The sequence below is a fragment of the Moorena sp. SIO4G3 genome, assembly GCF_010692305.1.
GTDB classification, from domain to species: Bacteria; Cyanobacteriota; Cyanobacteriia; order Cyanobacteriales; family Coleofasciculaceae; genus Moorena; species Moorena producens_A.
The window spans coordinates 1-17681 of record NZ_JAAHIG010000177.1 but is presented as its reverse complement, the minus strand read 5'-3'; the positions used below and the strand labels follow the sequence as shown (position 1 = coordinate 17681).

The 17681-nt window shown below is 43.1% G+C and carries 14 protein-coding genes and 2 pseudogenes; 7 read left to right on the top strand and 9 right to left on the bottom strand.

What is annotated here, in order from left to right; genetic code table 11:
- Together F6J99_RS25995 and F6J99_RS25990 are read right to left on the bottom strand one after the other, a co-directional pair.
- Window positions 1–1445: MBOAT family protein (locus tag F6J99_RS25995; RefSeq protein WP_293116646.1), on the bottom strand; the 1445-nt coding region annotated here is incomplete at its 3' end.
- 341 nt (window positions 1446–1786) lie between these two features.
- Window positions 1787–4789 carry a DUF1574 family protein gene (locus F6J99_RS25990; RefSeq protein WP_293116644.1) on the bottom strand — a complete coding sequence of 1001 codons (3003 nt, stop codon included), beginning with the start codon at window positions 4787–4789 and terminating at the stop codon, window positions 1787–1789.
- 484 nt (window positions 4790–5273) lie between these two features.
- Between F6J99_RS25990 and F6J99_RS25985 the strand changes: the two genes are divergently transcribed.
- Window positions 5274–5510, top strand: coding sequence for a hypothetical protein (locus F6J99_RS25985; RefSeq protein WP_070396253.1), 237 nt, complete (start codon window positions 5274–5276; stop codon window positions 5508–5510).
- Window positions 5511–5537: 27 nt separating this feature from the next.
- On the opposite strand, the gene F6J99_RS25980 is transcribed toward F6J99_RS25985, so the two are convergent.
- Together F6J99_RS25980 and hemB are read right to left on the bottom strand one after the other, a co-directional pair.
- Window positions 5538–6605 carry a pentapeptide repeat-containing protein gene (locus tag F6J99_RS25980; protein WP_293116641.1) on the bottom strand — a complete coding sequence of 356 codons (1068 nt, stop codon included), beginning with the start codon at window positions 6603–6605 and terminating at the stop codon, window positions 5538–5540.
- Between the two features lie 364 nt (window positions 6606–6969).
- Window positions 6970–7992, bottom strand: a complete 1023-nt coding sequence (gene hemB / locus F6J99_RS25975) for a porphobilinogen synthase (RefSeq protein WP_293116639.1) — start codon at window positions 7990–7992, stop codon at window positions 6970–6972.
- A 345-nt stretch (window positions 7993–8337) separates the two neighbouring features.
- Here hemB and F6J99_RS25970 point away from each other — a divergent pair, with 345 nt between their 5' ends.
- A complete protein-coding gene (locus F6J99_RS25970) occupies window positions 8338–8676 on the top strand; it encodes a CU044_2847 family protein (protein WP_075896425.1) in 339 nt (112 codons plus the stop codon).
- 18 nt (window positions 8677–8694) lie between these two features.
- Here the strand turns inward: F6J99_RS25970 and F6J99_RS25965 are convergent, their stop codons facing one another.
- Complete coding sequence (locus tag F6J99_RS25965) at window positions 8695–8868, bottom strand: hypothetical protein (RefSeq protein WP_293116636.1); 174 nt, start codon at window positions 8866–8868, stop codon at window positions 8695–8697.
- A gap of 199 nt (window positions 8869–9067) precedes the next feature.
- On the opposite strand from F6J99_RS25965, the gene F6J99_RS25960 reads away from it, so the two are divergent.
- The gene (locus F6J99_RS25960) at window positions 9068–9208 is read left to right on the top strand and encodes a hypothetical protein (protein WP_293116634.1); all 141 of its coding nucleotides are present in this window, start codon (window positions 9068–9070) and stop codon (window positions 9206–9208) included.
- 4 nt (window positions 9209–9212) lie between these two features.
- Complete coding sequence (locus tag F6J99_RS25955) at window positions 9213–10106, top strand: serine protease (protein WP_293116632.1); 894 nt, start codon at window positions 9213–9215, stop codon at window positions 10104–10106.
- Between the two features lie 22 nt (window positions 10107–10128).
- Here F6J99_RS25955 and F6J99_RS25950 read toward each other — a convergent pair whose 3' ends face one another.
- A complete protein-coding gene (locus F6J99_RS25950; RefSeq protein WP_293116630.1) occupies window positions 10129–11046 on the bottom strand; it encodes a hypothetical protein in 918 nt (305 codons plus the stop codon).
- Between the two features lie 70 nt (window positions 11047–11116).
- On the opposite strand from F6J99_RS25950, the gene F6J99_RS25945 reads away from it, so the two are divergent.
- From F6J99_RS25945 to F6J99_RS45710, 3 genes and pseudogenes are all read left to right on the top strand, one after another.
- Window positions 11117–11275 carry a hypothetical protein gene (locus F6J99_RS25945; RefSeq protein WP_293116628.1) on the top strand — a complete coding sequence of 53 codons (159 nt, stop codon included), beginning with the start codon at window positions 11117–11119 and terminating at the stop codon, window positions 11273–11275.
- Between the two features lie 140 nt (window positions 11276–11415).
- Window positions 11416–11886, top strand: a pseudogene (locus F6J99_RS45715) (transposase).
- Window positions 11887–12007: 121 nt separating this feature from the next.
- Window positions 12008–12208, top strand: a complete 201-nt coding sequence (locus F6J99_RS45710; RefSeq protein WP_365974189.1) for a transposase — start codon at window positions 12008–12010, stop codon at window positions 12206–12208.
- A gap of 236 nt (window positions 12209–12444) precedes the next feature.
- Here F6J99_RS45710 and F6J99_RS25935 read toward each other — a convergent pair whose 3' ends face one another.
- The 3 genes and pseudogenes from F6J99_RS25935 to F6J99_RS25925 form a co-directional block, all read right to left on the bottom strand.
- Window positions 12445–14040 carry a formylglycine-generating enzyme family protein gene (locus tag F6J99_RS25935; RefSeq protein WP_293116626.1) on the bottom strand — a complete coding sequence of 532 codons (1596 nt, stop codon included), beginning with the start codon at window positions 14038–14040 and terminating at the stop codon, window positions 12445–12447.
- A gap of 146 nt (window positions 14041–14186) precedes the next feature.
- Window positions 14187–15329, bottom strand: a pseudogene (locus F6J99_RS25930) (IS630 family transposase).
- A 203-nt stretch (window positions 15330–15532) separates the two neighbouring features.
- Window positions 15533–17386: a hypothetical protein gene (locus F6J99_RS25925; protein WP_293116624.1), complete on the bottom strand. Its 1854-nt coding sequence runs from the start codon at window positions 17384–17386 to the stop codon at window positions 15533–15535.
- Between the last annotated feature and the right edge of the window lie 295 nt (window positions 17387–17681).

Below are 17681 nucleotides of genomic sequence, written 5' to 3'. Positions count from 1 at the left end.
CAGTTGAGTTGTAATTTCAGACCCCTTCGGATACTGTAAACCCCAGCCATCGAGGCTGCTAAGCTAACTAACAGCAGAACCACCCAGAAGCGTTCCATACCAATAGCGGTTAAGTAGACTTTTTGACCAAATTGGATGTCAGCTGGGTGACCCCAGAGATTCTGGATGACTAAACTGGCTTGTTTGAGATTGGGAATGCGGAAAAAAATCCAGGCAGTAAACACCATAAATTGGGTCAAAAACCAGCTGACCAAGACCCCTGACCAACTTTGCCACCAACGTTTTATCCCATCTCTATTTTCACAGAAAGCTTCGGTCAAGCGATGAAGGACTAAGGCTAGACCATGCAAGCCACCCCAGGCTACAAATCCCCAAGCTGCTCCATGCCAGATACCAATAATGACCATTACAATGAATAGGTTAAGGCAGGTACGAGCAACCCCTTGACGGGAACCGCCCAAGGGAAAGTAGAGATAGTTACGGATCCAATCCCCTAGAGTGATGTGCCAGCGACGCCAGAAATCCGCAATGCTGATACTGAAATAGGGAAAATCAAAGTTTTCTGGAAGATTAATGCCCAGTAACACTGCACTACCACGGGCAATGTCTACATAGCCGCTGAAATCGAAATAGAGTTGTAAACCGTAGGCAAAGATAGCTAACCATAAATCTCCACTACCAGCCCGTTCTATATTGCCAAAACATAAATCAACAAAAATCCCAATGTGGTCCGCTAACAGTGCTTTTTTAATCGCACCAGATGTAATCAACCAAAGTCCTTCTGTTCCTCGGTCAAGACTTGGAAATTGTAAGGTTTTAAGTTCAAGGGCAAACGGATGATAACGAGTAATTGGACCAGAAATCAGTTTAGGAAAAAATAACTTATAAGCAGCAAATTGGAGTAGATTACGAGTGGCAGGAGCCCCACGATAGACATCAATGATATAAGCAATACCCTCAAATATAAAAAACGATATTCCTAGAGGGACAATTAAGTTATCCCTAATCCAATTAGCACCATCTTGGGCAATGGTAAAGTTGGGAATTACTGCTAAGTTTGACAATAGAAAAGGAATATACTTGAAGCCCAGCAAAAAGATAACATTTAGAAAAATACCTAGCCACAGTAGTCTTAATCGTCGGTTATTCCAAAAACTATCAGCTAATAGCCATTCTTCATTGGAGAGATGATAATTAGTAGCATGGGAACCAGCAACTGTATTTGTCCCTAGTGCTTGTCCAAAGTAAAAATTAATTAGGGTAATCAATACCAACAGGGGAATGTACTGGATTTGTAGTGAAGCATAAAATATTAGACTGCTAATTAATAAAACCAAAAGTTTTAGTTTGGGAGAACCTGTGGCAGCTGTAGAACGTTGCACCAACCAGTAGATTCCCAAAACTACTAACAAGAAACAGCTGTAGGTAATCGAAATAAATGACATAAAGATAAAGGATGAAGGATGTTCGCCTGATAGCGTTACGGTAGGGTAGGCTGAAGGGTTAATATCGTTTCGGTTTGAATACTTATAGCGGTTTGCGTAGCGGTGCGACCCCGGTCGGGAAACCCGACAAGGGTGAACGCGCACCAAGAGAATGGTTGCGTATAATTACAAATCTTGACGACTGACGACTGACTACTTGTGGTTGGGGTGCGACCCCGGTCGGGAAACCCGACAAGGGTGAACGCGCACCAAGATAATTGTAATTAAGGAAGGTGGCAAACCGCTATATACTTATTGGGCGTTCGTCAATTTAAAACTGATTAATGATTAATCACTAATCATTAATCACTAATGACTAATGACCAAGGCATGATTGGATCTTTAGCCAACTGGTTAGAAACTTGGTAAGCACCATACCGGTTGAGATGGCTGGGGTCAGAAAAGTAGTCATGTTTAGTTAGCAACATCTTATTGAAATCTCGGAAAATTAATCCCCCTTCTAAATCAAAATTGTACATGTATCGCTGAAATTGTTTTTCATATTTTGTCCGAACTGGATCTAAATATTCTTTAGTCAGGGGTAGGTTGACCATAACGATACTAAGGTCATGCTTCTGGGCAAATTCCATCAAATTTCTTAGGGCTTTGTCTTGCTGACCTCCTAGCTGAAAATACCGGTAATCACCATCATAAATACCGGGAACTTTAGGATGTTTCTGGTAGTAGGTAGCGGTGTGAAAACGAGTTGACAGGGGAAGGAAGCCATCAAAGTCAATTTTCCACGTTAGGGATAATGTATGTTGAGTTTTTTTTGCAGTCTCAGTTGTGTCTGGTAGGAGGAACTTTTCTAGGTCAACCAACTTTTCCCGTAACAGAGATTTGAGCTGGCTTCGGTGAGGATAAGTTAACGAAATTTTGGCTATTGACTGATTTAGCCAGTCACTGATATACTTATAACTATCCTTCAAAACCTCTAGAGGTTGGTCTGTGGCATCTGTCGGTAATGGTGGTTGTTTAGTGCGGTTCGGAAAAACTCCTGCCATTAGAGCTTGGTAACCTGGTGATGTGATAATCGAGTTGTAGGTAGCATCCACTCGACCATTGTTAAAGGCTCTGACCCCATCAGCCCAAATAATCAATTTAGGCAGTTGCTCGGGAGTTAAGACGCGCCGAACCATGAAGTCTACTACCTGAGCTGTGGCACCATTAACCCCAAAGTTAAACACGTCAATGTCAGGATAGCCCTGTTCTTCCAAGGCATCTTGCAGGGCAATGGGATCGATTCCCCGCATGGCTCTGGAACTCCCCATAATCAGTACATCAGGGATACCACTTTGAAGCAGGCGTTGTTGGTACAGAGCTAGCTTTTCATCTAACATCTGGTTATTGAATGAAGGATTGGGCGATCGCGCTGCGGCCAGCATGGCTGCCATGGTAGCATTACCGTTTTCATTGATAATCACCATGGTATCCCCAGGAGCAGTAAACCCAGAGGTGTTGAAGTTTTCAGTCCCGAGACCCGCCCCTTTTTGCAAAGATAGTTGGGGCAAAGCAATGGGTTTGGGTGATGAGTTAGTCACTGCCTTTACTTCTGCTGACGGTGAGGCTTGAGACTGTAGGAGCTCACTAAAACGCCAATCTGTGATCAGTGTTACTAGTAATCCTGCTACGCCCCATACCATGGCTACTGCTACGCCTTGGATAGATAATTTCCCCTTTGCCTGTCTCTTGTTTGAGAAGGCTGCCATGTCTTGGTTTTCTACAGTGGGTACAAATAGCTGAGAGTAGCATAGCAAACGCTGGAGTATGTAAACTAGACCATCAACTGCCCCTTTTAAACCCTGCTTGAGATCGTCGTGGGTTAGATCAGGACGCAGTACTGGTTCCCCAGTGGGAGTTACCAAATCACTCAGGTAGGCATCGGAGGCAGCAAACTCTGGGGTAGCTTCTGGGACTAGACGCTGTCGATGAACAAAATCCACCCCATAGTTCCAGGAGGGGGAGGTAGCACCAGCCCGACGTCCATAGAGCCGTAACCCAGTAATTTCGGACATAGCCAGCTGCTCTAGGAAGCGGGTAATTTTTCGAGTGACCTGAGATTTTCGAGGACAGACCGTTGCCTCGCTCATGATGTGCAACAAGTCTTGTTTACGGCGAATTTTCACCCTTATTCCACCTGTTACCAATCGTTGGTCAATGTCGGGATTGAGTAAGCGTTCCAACAAAAAGGTCAAGGCATTGTGATGCCCTGTTTGGGCTAAGGAATAGGTGGATTCTCCTAAACTCTGGTGGTCTGCTGCTGGTAAGTTGAGCCAGTGAATCCAGGCTGGGGATTCGGTTTCTGGCAGTAAGGAATTGTTTCCCCGTTGACCATTGTTTCCAAAGGGGGGTTGGAGAGAGTCAGCTTGCTGAGACAGTAATCTTTCACTAGGGAACTGAGTTGAGTCTACACCATAAATAGTTGCACCCTGGATTCCTTGAGGAGCGATTAAATCCAGTACTGAGGCAATAGCACTGACTACAGTTTCTTTTTCTGGGGCAATCGTTTTCCGGCGGTGAATGACGCTACAAAATACATGTAGGGTGCTTTCTTTCAGAATGGCTCGAACGGTTATTCCCACCGCTGCCAACCCCTGATTTAATAACCGCTGGATTGCTTCTACATCTCCCCAACGAGCCCATTCCTTGAGGACTTGTTCTGGAGGGGTCAAATCCACTCGCTGCTTCCAATCAGGAGTGGCTTCCCCACTTACCTGAAAGCAAATGACGGCATCTCGAAACCCTTGGAGTTGCAAGGAATGTAACCGGTCGATGATGGGCTCAGATAGTAAGGAGGGATCGGGGCTGTAATGAGAATTACAAATTATCCAGAGCCGTCGGTTAGGGGGTGAAGGGTGACGGTTAGTTTGTTTAACATTAGAACTTGCCCCGGAAAATCTTCTAGCTTTGGAATCTTGGTGTTGGATCCGGACTTTAACACTGACACCTAAGTAACTGAGGGATTCACTGAGATAACGAGCGATCGCATCTGGAGAACCAGAACGGGCAAGACTTTCGTTTGAGACAGTTAGGTCCGCATCAGTGGTTATGGGGTCGAAAGACGTCTGGGAAGATTGGTTAGAAGCATGAGTAGTATCATCGGTCGGTAGTTTGATAGCAATTTGCTTAATCCAGTCTGGACGCTTCTGCCCCACTCGACGTCCATAAACAATTATTTGATAGATCGGGTTTGCTAAGTCTAGGGGAAACTGAGCTTCTCCCTGTTGCAGTTTCAGGGCTTTGATAAGGCGGTTGACTACCTTATTGGCTTCTACTCCCTGAGGGTGTTCACACAGAATGTGCAAATTGTTCCCTCGCAAACGGATTCGTATGGATAACCCAGGTTGCCTAATGGCACAATAAGCCCACTTGCTAAGGGAGGACGGAGGAGCTTTTGGGAGACGCTGATCGACATCCAACATCACAAATTGATTAACTGGACTGGTAACGGACGAATGATTTCTTCATATCTTAGATGCTCGCCTCGATTAAAGCACAATTTTGTTAAAACTATAGGACTTACGGAGTTTAGTTGTTTTTGCTCCCCTGCCCCCCAAGGGAGGGATTTAGGGGGCACTTGCGTAAGTCCTGGATTACTGATTTGTTGGGCAAATCAAATTCATTTAGCTAACAATAGAGGTTGAAATCCTGACTGACAGCACTAAATGGCAATCGGTTCTCGAGTCAATACTACTTCGGTAGCAGCCCATTGCTGCCTAACTTCTGCTCAAGGGAACTTATGTTAAATTTTCGCCTTTGTTTAGTTCATTTGTACTAAAAATAACCGATATGTCTTCTTCTCAACCAGAAATACCAGAAATTCGGTCTGCTGACCTGTTTAATTTAGAAATGCCCACAAAATTCTTCGTAAGTCTAGGGACTGCTCCAATGCTCTTAGGTATACTCTCAATAAAAGCTATGGGTTCATGGTTAGAAACCACAGGTATTAGTAGTGAGGAAGTGTTTCGAGGGCAGAGACTGCCTGTTCTCCCCTTTCCAGATTTGGATGATGAAGATGATCAATAGTTGAAATTTAATTCAAATTTGGTGATATTAGTCGTGGATACTGCCATCGGGCAAAACTGCCCCGGTTAGGTTTGCCCCTGTCAGTTTAACCAAGAGCTTACCATTAGAACCCACTTTAGCTCCACTCATGTCAGCTCCACTCAAATCAGCTCCACTCAAATCAGCTCCAATCAGATTAGCCTCTCGTAAGTTAGCCTTACTGAGGTTAGCTTGAAATAAATTGGCTCTAAAGAGATTAGCACCTTCGAGGTTAGCCTCGGCAAGATTGACCCGATGGAGAAAGCAGTCTTTTAGGTTAGCCTGACTTAAGTTAGCGGATTGGAGATTCCGATTTGAGAAGTCTCGTTCTTTGAGGTCTGCTCCCCTAAAATCAGCACCACTCAAGTCAGGAGGGGCTTTGGGAGCCCGAGTTTGAGCGGGAGTGGATGGCTGGGTTCTAGAGTTACCGGGGGGCTGGGCAGTCCGAGCTTGGGCTTGAGTAGTCCGAGTTTGGGCGGGAGTGGATGGTTGGGCTTTTGATTCAGCAGGGGGCTTGGGATTCTGAGGTTGGGCGGGAGTGTATGGTTGGGCTCTTGATTCAGCAGGGGTCTTGGGAGTCCGAGGTTGGGCGGGAGTGTATGGTTGGGCTCTTGATTCAGCAGGGGTCTTGGGAGTCCGAGGCTGCGCGGGAGTGTATGGTTGGGCTCTAGCGTTAGCAGGGGTCTTGGGAGTCCGAGGTTGAGCGGTCGTCGATGGTTGGGCTCTAGATCGTTCTGGTTGTTTGTATTTGTAATAGTTTGGTGGGTTTGGCTGGGCTGATGGTGGTGGTTTTGGTCTTGGATTCGAATTACGATAATTCCGATACTGTGTTCTGCCCCTAGCTTGTTTTTGTGAAGCAGTGGGTGATTTATGATGCGATCGCAATTTTTCTCGTGCCTGATTGAGTAACTTAAGTTTTTCTTCAGCTTTTTGCTTGAGGCGAGGATTATCCTCAGGAACACGATCGGGATGCCAAATAAATGCTAAATCCTTGTAAGCCTGGTTCACTTCTTCCGGTGATGCTCCAGGCTCCAGTTCAAGAACTCTATAGCATTGCTCTAGCTCATTTTGCTTCACCACCATATTATGTGTAACCTAGCGACTTTTCCTTTCTCGACTCTAGACTATCAACTATAGGCTTGCTTGTGTTGTTCCCTATAGTCTACAGACTACAGCCTACAGCCGAGAATTTATCAATATCAATCCTAATGATATCTTCTTGATTTATCAGCTATCAGTTATCAGCTATCAGTTATCAGCTATCAGTTATCAGCTAATGCGCACTTATCACAGGCTAGAAGCCTGTGCCACGCACGCCATGGGAACAGCTATCAGCTATCAACCAAAGACCAGGCTACTTGAGGTGCTATCAAGAATGAGCTAAAGGCCAAAGGCTGACGGCTGATAACTGACCGCTGAGCGCTAACTACGGTTCAATGCCTTACTGCAGGATTGTAGCTACTTCTTTGGCAAAATAGGTCAAAATTAAGTCAGCACCAGCCCGCTTCATGCTAGTCAGGGTTTCCATCATGACTTTTTTCTCATCAATCCAACCATTCTGACCGGCTGCTTTAATCATGGCGTACTCACCACTAACGTTGTATGCAGCAACGGGTAAATTAGTATGCTGTCTAACCCGGTGGATAACATCCATATAGGCTAAAGCTGGCTTAACCATCACCATATCTGCCCCTTCTGAGATATCTAAGTCGATTTCTTTGAGGGCTTCAAGGGCGTTAGCGGGATCCATTTGGTAAGTCTTCTTGTCACCAAATTTAGGAGCTGAATCTAGGGCATCCCGGAATGGACCATAATAAGCAGAGGCGTATTTAGCGGAATAGGCCAGAATTCCGACATCAGTGTAGCCTTCACCATCTAGAGCTTTACGAATTGCGCCAACCCGTCCATCCATCATGTCGGAAGGCGCAACCATATCTGCCCCTGCTGCAGCTTGAGATAGGGCCATTTTTACCAAAACTTCCACGGTGGCGTCATTTAGGATAGTGCCATCTTCGGTGACAATGCCATCATGACCATCACTGGAAAAGGGATCAAGGGCAACATCGGTAATCACCATCAGCTCTGGCACTTCTTGCTTAATTGCTCTGATGGTGCGTTGGATTAATCCATCAGGGTTGTAGCTTTCAGTACCGGTAGCATCTTTCAAGTCTTGGGGAATCAGAGGGAAAAGTGCGATCGCATTAATCCCCAGCTCAAATGCCTCGGTTACTTCTTTGAGCAATAAGTCCAGAGAATAGCGGTAACACCCTGGCATGGACTTAACTTCTGGTTTGAGACCTTGACCTTCCATCACAAATACTGGATAAATCAGGTCATTAACCGTCAGTTGAGTCTCTTGAACCATCCGACGAAAGGCTGCTGTACGGCGCAGACGTCGAGGCCGATGGGTTAATTGGAGTTGGTCAGAAGCTATTGACTTGTCAATCAAGTTGGGTAAGGTCATAGTGAATCCGGAAGTAGATGTGAACTTGAGTTAAGTCTGTTAAATTCGTGAGGTTCATTATCAAGCATTTTGGTTTCAAAAATTCTTCTGCGCAATAAAACTTTGATTTTACCGGTTGACTTGACTGGTGACGCTTGTTTGTCAGGGGTGAATGGAGTGGTCGATTAAGGGAAGTAAGGGATAATTGGGTGATTGGTCTGGGGGGATATCAGCTGGTAGATGTATTGGCATGATTTCCGCGAAACTCGACTCTAAACGTTATAACTAGTAGGGTGCCTTCATCATGCACTTACGGGTAGAGTTATTTATAGTTATTTATAGTTATTTATAGTTATTTATAGCTTCATGAAAGAAAAACAGCTGGCTGAATTTTCCTTGTCCGATGGCACTACGTTCCTGGTGGAGGTAGAAGAACCAGAAAGCAACGCCATTGAACGGGTAGCTTTACCCTCCGGGAAGTATGTGCTCAAAGCTCAACAGTCCTTTGAAGAAGCATTGGAAAAGGTTAAACCGGTGGCATCTACGATTATTTCCAAATTGCGTGACCTCGATACTCCTGCTGATCAAGTAGAGGTGAAAATTGGGTTGAAGCTCACGGCTGATGCTGGGGCAATCTTTACCTCTGTTGGTGGTGAGGTTAGCTACGAAATTACTCTGAAATGGTCCCAAGATAAATCTAAATAAGATACAGCGGTTTGCCATTCAATTAGGTACAAAGTTTTGGGTTTTTAGGGACTTCGGAGCAGGGAGCAGGGAGCAGAAACCCACCCCTAACCCCTGCCAGGAGGGGAAAAGAGGTAAGAGGATATCTCCCAAGTTTTTTGATACTGAATTTTGCCCCCCTAGCCCCCCAACTTTGGGGGGAACAAGAGTCAATTTGCTTCTAAAAGTCCCCCAAAATTGGGGGATTTAGGGGACTTTTAGAAGCAAATGAGACTTCTCAGACAACCTCTAAGAGGGAAAACAATCCTGTTTACCTGATAGTTATGCAAACCGCCGTAAATCTCAATACAGAGTTTTTGATAACCATGAGGTATACAGGATTTTTGATTTTTTCCCTATTGCCTATTGCCTATTGCCTCTTGCCTTCCCCTCCTGGGAGGGGTTAGGGGTGGGTTCCTCTTGCCTCTTGCCTCTTACCTACTCCCTGCTCCCTGCTCCCTACTCCCTAAAACCCAGAACAAAAGTACCTCACCGAAATTACAAACCACTGTAAGTCAATGGCGAACCATAACACTAATTCCTTTGAAGGGTTTAAAACTTCTATTGTTAGAATCTATCATAGCAATGGCGCAGTTGTGGGAGCAGGGTTTTTAGTCTCTAACGGCTATTTGCTAACCTGTGCTCATGTGATTACTGAAGCCTTGGGAATTTTACAAACTACTGAAGAGGCTCCTACTGAAGCAATTCACTTAGATTTTCCTTTGATTGCTCCCGGTCAGAAACTAACCGCTAGTGTGGTGTTTTGGAAACCTGTTTCCGATACTGAAGTAATTGAAGATATTGCTGGCTTAAGGCTCAATAGTAAATTACCTGACTCCGCTCAACCAGTGCAGTTAGTGACAGCCGAGAATTTGTGGAACCATTTGATTAGAGTTTTTGGTTTTCCCAAAGGGGATGATGATGGGGTATGGGGATCAGGAGTATTGCGAGACAAAAATGCCAAAGGCTGGCTACAGATAGAAGATATTAAAGTGCCTGGGTATCAAGTTGAGCGGGGATTTAGCGGTGCTCCTGTGTGGGATGATCAGTTAGCAGGAGTGGTGGGGATGGCAGTAGCAGCAGAGAAGCGTAGAGAGAATGTTAAAGCCGGATTTTTAGTTCCTACTCAGGTTTTGAATCAATTTTGGTCTGAATTAGGGCAATTGGAGGAAATTTCGACTAATTATCAACGGTTAACACCTCGAAAGCGTCGTCGCCTTGAGAAAGAATTGGAAGATTTACAACAGCCTTATGATAGAGTGAGAGAGAAACTCCGTAGATTGCGTAACGAACGTGCTATTGCCAATGACCCTAGTACTGAATTTCAGTTAGATATGGAGATAGAAGAAGAACAAGGTAAACTTCATAAAATTGAATCAAATATTGAGGAAATTGAAAAACAAATTGGTTGAATTATATAAGATTACGAGTTCATTAGCTCTCAACTTTTTTTTGATACTCTAAGTTCAAAAACAAAAGTATACTACCAATAATAACCACCATTTGGGAAGAAAAGTATAAAAATAAAGATAAAATTACTGAAACTAAGGATAAAGCTCCTGAAACTAAAAAAGCCCCAAAAGTGTTAAAAAATATAATTACTATACTAAATAGTAATCCTAATGCACCAGAGATAAAAAATAATAAAAAAATCGATATAAACGAAAATAAAAAACTAAAAACAAATACTTTATAACAATTACCTTTAACGATAGAGCGACTGTAAGTAAAAGCGGCTTTTCCTCTTTGGTCTCGGAGAATAAAAGCAGACCCATAGTATAGATTATTGATCCTATAAATGATTCCTGGTATTACCAAAAGCATCATGGCTCGGAGTAAAAAGTTAACCTGATATATAAAACCTAGACATAATATAGAATTTAAACTCGAAAAAATTTTTTTTAATACGCTCTGATAACTGATATTTATTCCGTGAACATAATTATCTGTAATAACCGATATGGCTATGTTATATATGGGGGTTGTGTTCATTAAATCAATCAATACAAGTAGAGAAGTTAAGGCAAAAAAACCAAAAATAAATTCTATATTTTCAAAGCCAAGCATTGGGATAATGCTCATGAAAGTAATCAATAAAAAGATAGCCCTTAAGGGAGTAAACAAGATAGCAATCAAGTAAATAAACCCCAAAATAAATCCTATATCTTCAAAGAAAAGCAACTGACTAAATATTAATATTATAATTAAAACTAAAATTATTATCTGTAATAAAAATATTAGACAAAACAGCACTAGGATAGATTTGATGTTTTTCAGATAAATATCAAACCCCATTAAAAGTAATTCTATTAATCCGAGTTCTCGGCTTTGAAGTTCAGATAAAATACTCATATTAACGTGAGTTCGACGAAGTGAAGAGCGATGCGCGAGCATTGAGCCGCTAAGCGAACGGAGGCAGAATGTGAAAATAGCCCTGTCAGGAGGAACAATAACTGACTCAGGTTCAGAACGACTAAGTATTTATACTGGCAGTGATGGTCGAAAAATTGGTGAATTTAAGAGAAAGCAACAGACTTATACTACTTGTAGCAGTTATATAAGTCTGTTGCTATGGATATAAAATTTCACCTTGATATTACCAAAGTTTTTTGTGATGTAGACGATTTTTATCAAAAATTTTAAAACTACTGTTATTCTACACCACAATTAACAGCTTGTGTTGAAAAAATATGTAGTTATCGGCTGATTTTTAGTGAATTTATGACGATATTTATAGGTTTTTACGGGTCAGGATATCGAACATTTAAATATTTTTATACCTTACAAGTTTTGCCTCATTGTAAATCGGCTTTTCCTCAGCTAGTGAATTATACTCGTTTTGTAGAAATCATGCCCTGGTCAATGATTCTGTTATGTTTTTTTTTACATACTCGAAAAGGAAAAATGACTGGCATTAGCTTCATTGATTCGACTCCTATAGAAGTCTGTCATCCCTGTCGCAGTAGGTCACATCGAGTTTTTGAAGGGTTAGTCGGATGGGAAAAAAATTCTGTGGTATGGCATTATGGATTTAAACTTCATTTAATTATCAATGATTGGCCTTTGGCCACGCTACGCGAACGCGGATAATTATTAGCTTTTAAGTTAACTTCAGATAATACTGATGATCGCAAACCTATTCCTGAGCTGACCCAGGATATTTTAGGCAAATTGTTTGGTGACCGAAGCTAGATTTCTCAAGCACTCTTTGTCTTGATGCAGTCGCTCATGGGGGAAACCCCCAAGACCGCGCTGCATCGCTGAAAAATTCTATAATAAATGTCTACAACTGATAACTCGTTACAAAAAGAATATGAAACAAAATTTAGTTAAATTTATTGATAAAATATTACTTCGCAAACGTTCTTTAATTGAAACCGTTAACGATCAACTCAAAAACATCTGCCATAGTGACCATTCTCGACATCCGACATCGAAGCATTTGGAACTTTTTCGTCAATCTTTTTGGTGGATTAATTGCCTATACGTATTTACCTTGAAAGCCAGCTCTTGATCTAGAACCAAAAGGTTTACCTGCCTTACCTGCTGCTCTGTATTAACAACCCTTCCAACGGAACTTCCCTCATCCAAGTCAAAGTTTATCAGTCCCGATTTTGTTGGGCATAGCCATCCAGGATGAAGGTCGGCATTCCTGCTCAGTCGGCGATCGCGATTCCATCGAACTCACGTCATATTAATTGCTCCACAAAAGGTTATTTATAAACTAAACAAGGTTAAACTATGTACGATTTAATCTAAATTAAATGCTTCTATGGACAAAGCGATTCGTAAACCAATGGTGATAACTTTATTGCCAGGGGGAAGAGCATTGCGATACCCAGAACGACACAGGTTTGGAGTGTCAAGCCAAGACCCACCCCGTATTACTCGATGTGACGCTCTAGAGTTAGTTGTCCTAGCAGTTCCGTCTACCGGTGCATCAATGTAGTTATCATACCAGTGGTCGGCACACCACTCCCAGACATTACCATGGAGGTCTTCTAGTCCAAAAGCATTGGCTGCTTGATGAGAGCCAACTGCAGTTGTTTGAGTACCGTTATAAGTTGCTACTTTGGGAGAAATGGTTTCACCAAAGTGAAAACGAGTAGCTGTGCCAGCACGACAGGCATATTCCCATTCTGCTTCACTGGGTAAGCGATAGGGTCTATCTGTTTTTAGTTGCAAGCGCTCACAAAACTCAATTGCCTCGAACCAGGTAACCCCTTCTACTGGCAGGTTTTTACCTTGGAAGCGTGAGGGAGCAGGTGGTAAATCAATCCTAACTTTATCTGTCCTAGCAATAGCTTCCCACTGGGCTTGAGTCACAGGAAACCTACTTAATAAGAAGGAAGCAACGTTAACTAGATGTTGAGGTTTTTCTCGATAGTCCCCCTCTTTTTCTGGTGAGCCCATTTGAAATTCCCCTCCTGGGATCTGCACCATTTCCAATACAGTATTCTCTCCCAGTTGTTCATAAAAAACCTCTGCCTGACCCCGGCCACGATTGATCACCCATTTTGAACCCAATCCCATAAATCTAGGTCGTTTAATCAGTTCAGCCCTTTCAAACTCCAATGGATGTAAAGAAGGAGAAGGGACTTTAACAGTATTTATAGTCCAAACTGACTCCTCAAATTCTGGAATAGGTAAAGTAACTCCTGCTACGACTAGGCGATTATGGTGGGTTGGCAACTGGTCAAACTTAGACGCTGCTCCTTGTTCATTGCCACGAGCCAAATCCCGCATCCCTTCAAGGTAGATCAATAAATGCTCGAACTGTCCTTCCCTGAGGGGAGTAGCCAGTGTTTCCGCTAGCTTAGACATCCGCACCCACTCTGTTTTTTGATCTAGACTTAATTGGGTGAGTTGTAAAGCCAAGTCACGAGCTGCTACTTCGGGGTAGATATATGCTAGGGCAGTCCACCGTTGAGCTTGAGCAATAGTCCGAACAGAATTCTTGGGACTATTGAGTTGTGGTTGTATATAAGCCAGCAGAAAATGAGCTAGGGTTTTAATGCGCTGATGATTATTTCTGTTAAATCGAGGATTTTTGTTTAGTTTCTCTAGCAACACATTTCGTGTCTCCGGCTCCATCTCGTATAATTCACATCCCACTTCATGACACAGAGGGGATAGTAGTAAATCTGCCACTGCTATCCAGGGAATCCTTAAATTTTCGTTTCGTATATCTTGCTGAAAGTTAGCCCACAGACAATAGAGCAAATCAGGCATCAGAGCAATGGGAAATGCGGCATGATATGCGAAATACAGATGTGCATCACCAAATTTATCCCTAAAGGATTGAATTCTGTGGATAATTTCTGTGGATACACTAGCCTGGATCATATAGTGTTTTTATCTGGGTTGTGAACATACGTATTGCAGGAAAAGGCAAAAGGCAAAAGGCAAGAGGCAAGAGGCAAGAGGGGCAAGCCTCGTAGTGGAGTGACCACTCTTAAAAAGTGCATTATACAGAAAAATCTTGATCAGTCTCAAAAACAGCGGTTTTGGTGTTTGAGTTTGACTCGTGCATCTTCTGTGGTAAATTGCCACACTACTTTGGCACAGGCATTGTTCCGCTCCTGCTGCCAAGCCTCTATCTCCAAATGAAGTTCTTCGGCTGTAGCCAGGCGACGGTCAAGACATTGTTTGGACAGAACACACAACTCTGTTTCCGCCACATTGAGCCAACTGCCATTACGTGGGGTGTGAATCATCTCTAACCGCCGTGCTAAACGGTGAGCTTCGGGGGCGGGAAAAGTTTTGTACAAAGAGGTGATGGTGTGGGTGTTGAGATTATCTGAGAGTAAGCGAATTTTGGGGGCATCTGGATAGTCAACATCCAATAGATGCTTAATTTCATCGGCCCAGTCTTCACAGGTGCGCGCTTTCTCGACAACTCACCCGTCGCCAACCTCGATTGGGGTCAAAGAACATAAACAGGGCTTGGACTCCTTCGCGGGTGTAGTGATAGTCTTCCTTCACATCAAGCCCCGGCTGCATCGGAATGGGTTCATATAGATGCCCATGCAGTTCTTTACTCGCTTCATCCATACAAATTAACGGCATCTCTGGATTGGCTGGACGGGTGTACTCGTCTAGAACCACTTCCATCTCGGCGACGAATCTGGGCAAGTCCCGCAATCGGATGCAGAATCTCTCGGTTTTCCAAGGGCGCAATTGGTTTTTTTGAGTGTTTTTCTCACGGTTTCTCTGCCGATTTGCGTGACAATTCTGCGTTTTTTCAGTTCATTGGTTAACAAGCGAATGCTCCAGTTCCCTCTTCCTGCTGGTGGTTGTGAGCAGCACAGAGCAATAATTTGAGCTTCGGTCTCTCCATCCACGATTGGGTCTACCGGGGGCTTTCTTCTCGCTTTTCTTTCCAATGCTGGCGCTTCCCCTTTCTCTAGAAATCGCTGACGGATTCGACCCACTGTGTTGCGATGCAGATTCAGAGCTTGAGCGATTTCGTTATCTGTCCATGTTCTCCTTGCCAGCTCTCCTTGATCGGACATCAACAAGATTTGTGCATGAAGGATTTTTTTGGCTGGTGCGTGTCCATTCCGGCTAATTGCTTCGAGTCTTTGCCTTTGCTCTGTACTCAGTGCAATCTTGTCCCGTCTTCCTCTACCCATGGTTCTCACCGCTCCCTGGCTCTATTACACTATTTTAACATGGTCACTCCAGTAGGGTGCGTTAGGGACGGGCGAGCCCTCATTTTCTGCCTCGTAGCCAGTGTTGGGATAGCCCGTCCCGTAACGCACCGTCAAAGTTGGGATAGTCCGCCCCGTAAAGCACCAGCTTTGAATCCCCCCTAATTTTCCTAGATTAGGAAACTCTATAACAGATTGATTTTGATTGATTTTCCTAATTTTTGATTCCGTCCACGCAATGTCTCGATGGCTTGATAAAGTCCCTGACGATTAACTTCAAACATAGGAACTAGCTTGGCAATTTCTTCAGCAGTGGTGGATTCCCAACGGTGACGGGGAAAAGGATTAAGCCAAGCAATGGGAGGTACATAGTGTTTTAAATCCTTCAGAAAAAATTTGGTGCGACGACGACGCCTAGAACTATACTGTCCACGAGCAGCCCCGGCATCACTAAAGATTAAGCAAACTACTCGTGTTTTTAGCAGTTGTGACAGACAATCTTCAATGGGTACGGCTTCTAGGTGGTATGGATCGTGGTAAAGATAGTCACTGGGACAGTTATGGAAATAATACACCCTGACTTGATTAAAACGTCCACCTCTTGAGGCTGTATCCACCAGTGCTTGTGAAAGGTGATGAAAAGGCACCATCGAGCCATCTTGATCGATCAGCAATAAAAGTTCTATCTTATTAATACGACGAGGCTTTAGTACCGGATTGATTAGAAAACCCTGTTGTCCAATTTGATCTATGGTTGCTTCCAGGTCTAGTTCCGTTGCTACCCCCTCTCCCATTAAATGTCGCAGATAGCGCCACCCCTGCTTCATTTGCCGATAGGTAACGGGAAGATCGTTATTTATAATCAGGAAAGTCTCTCCCAACTGACTGTCAGGCTGTTTGATTGCTTTGGCAACTTGTATTTCGTCAAATAGGCTTTGAATAACTTCAGGGGAGAGCTTAGCTATCGGTAGATTGGTGGGATCCTCAGTATCTTCCGAATCAGAAGGTCTAATTATTTCTCGCAGACTTATCATTTTCACAACAATCATCAGTATAGTCAGCAAGCCTGTAATTATAATAATCGACACAAAAACAATAAGGAACTGTGGAGGTTCTGGATTATTATTAACTTTGGAATTATTAGTAATATTGACTTTGGTTTTATTCTTTTTGAATAGATTTTTTAAAAAATCATCTTCGGGATCAGTAATAGTCAAAATAACCGTGTATTTGGTACTTATTTTGACTTGTCCTTGAGGGTTAGTTAATCGCAGAGTAATTTTTTCATCACCCTCGAATATTGTGTCATCTAAGATAGGAATATATACTTCCTTTACTCCAGATTCACCATCAGGAAATGTTACAGTGATAGAAGCTTTTTTAAAGTCATTCAAGGCTATTGATTTTATCCAGGCATCGTCTGTTTCATCTATCCAGTCTTTCCTATCAAATGATTGTCCTAGATAATAATCATCTGTTTCATCAATAATAATTGATGCACTGACATTGCCTCCACTTCCACCAGTACGAACAATTCTAATTTTGGGATTTTTGTCATTCTCTTGTATAATGCCAAGGGAGTTAGAGAAGGGATTAGTCTTAAAGCTTAAAGTACCAGGATTGTCTGGCATTGGTTTTTGCCATAGTAAACGAATACCTATAGCTGTTACTAGGGCATAAATAACTCCAGAAATAATGTATCGAATCCCTCGAACAGGTTTACGCTGTTTGGTATTGGCATCATCAGCTTCTGAGCTATCTACAATCCTTTCTTGATAACGACTTGTTTCCGTAGTACTTGGTAAAATCTCTTGTCGATTATCTTCAGGAATTAACTGGTCAAAATACTCTTGAAAGATAAGTTGCTCCTGATCAGATTTAACCCAAAGGGTGGAACAAAGTTGAGCTAAGGCATTGCGGTCATCCTTACCGAAACCACCATCCACTGCTTGGAGCAACAGGTGATATTCCTCTAACCCTAAGGGTAGTCCTGCTTCTCGGAGACGATTGAATAACTCTAGCAGTGCTGGCTCATTCATTCGGTATCCTCACTTAGCCTGAGATAACTAATATGTGCTTCCCAACTCTTTAGCAATACTTCTAAATAGGGAAGCGGTTTTTGGGATAATTTTCGTAATGCCTCTTCCAGAGTATCTTGCTTTAGGGCTTGAATCCAATCCAATAACTCACTGGTACTTACTTTTTTAGTAAGCGTTCAGGGGGTAGAAGAGCCCTCGCCAAAAATGGCAGCGAGAATATGCTAAGGTAAGAAACATGGAACAGCAGCGCCCAAACTATATAGAGCAAGTCCCCTGGTCAGATTGGGAAGAAACT

What these genes read in the sequence shown, in the direction of transcription:
- F6J99_RS45710 (WP_365974189.1), top strand. Translation starts at nt 12,008, where the DNA reads ATGAAACAAAATTTAGTTAAATTTATTGATAAAATATTACTTCGCAAA.
- hemB (WP_293116639.1), bottom strand. Translation starts at nt 7,992, where the DNA reads ATGACCTTACCCAACTTGATTGACAAGTCAATAGCTTCTGACCAACTC.
- F6J99_RS25970 (WP_075896425.1), top strand. Translation starts at nt 8,338, where the DNA reads ATGAAAGAAAAACAGCTGGCTGAATTTTCCTTGTCCGATGGCACTACG.
- F6J99_RS25955 (WP_293116632.1), top strand. Translation starts at nt 9,213, where the DNA reads ATGGCGAACCATAACACTAATTCCTTTGAAGGGTTTAAAACTTCTATT.
- F6J99_RS25950 (WP_293116630.1), bottom strand. Translation starts at nt 11,046, where the DNA reads ATGAGTATTTTATCTGAACTTCAAAGCCGAGAACTCGGATTAATAGAA.
- F6J99_RS25935 (WP_293116626.1), bottom strand. Translation starts at nt 14,040, where the DNA reads ATGATCCAGGCTAGTGTATCCACAGAAATTATCCACAGAATTCAATCC.
- F6J99_RS25985 (WP_070396253.1), top strand. Translation starts at nt 5,274, where the DNA reads ATGTCTTCTTCTCAACCAGAAATACCAGAAATTCGGTCTGCTGACCTG.
- F6J99_RS25925 (WP_293116624.1), bottom strand. Translation starts at nt 17,386, where the DNA reads ATGAATGAGCCAGCACTGCTAGAGTTATTCAATCGTCTCCGAGAAGCA.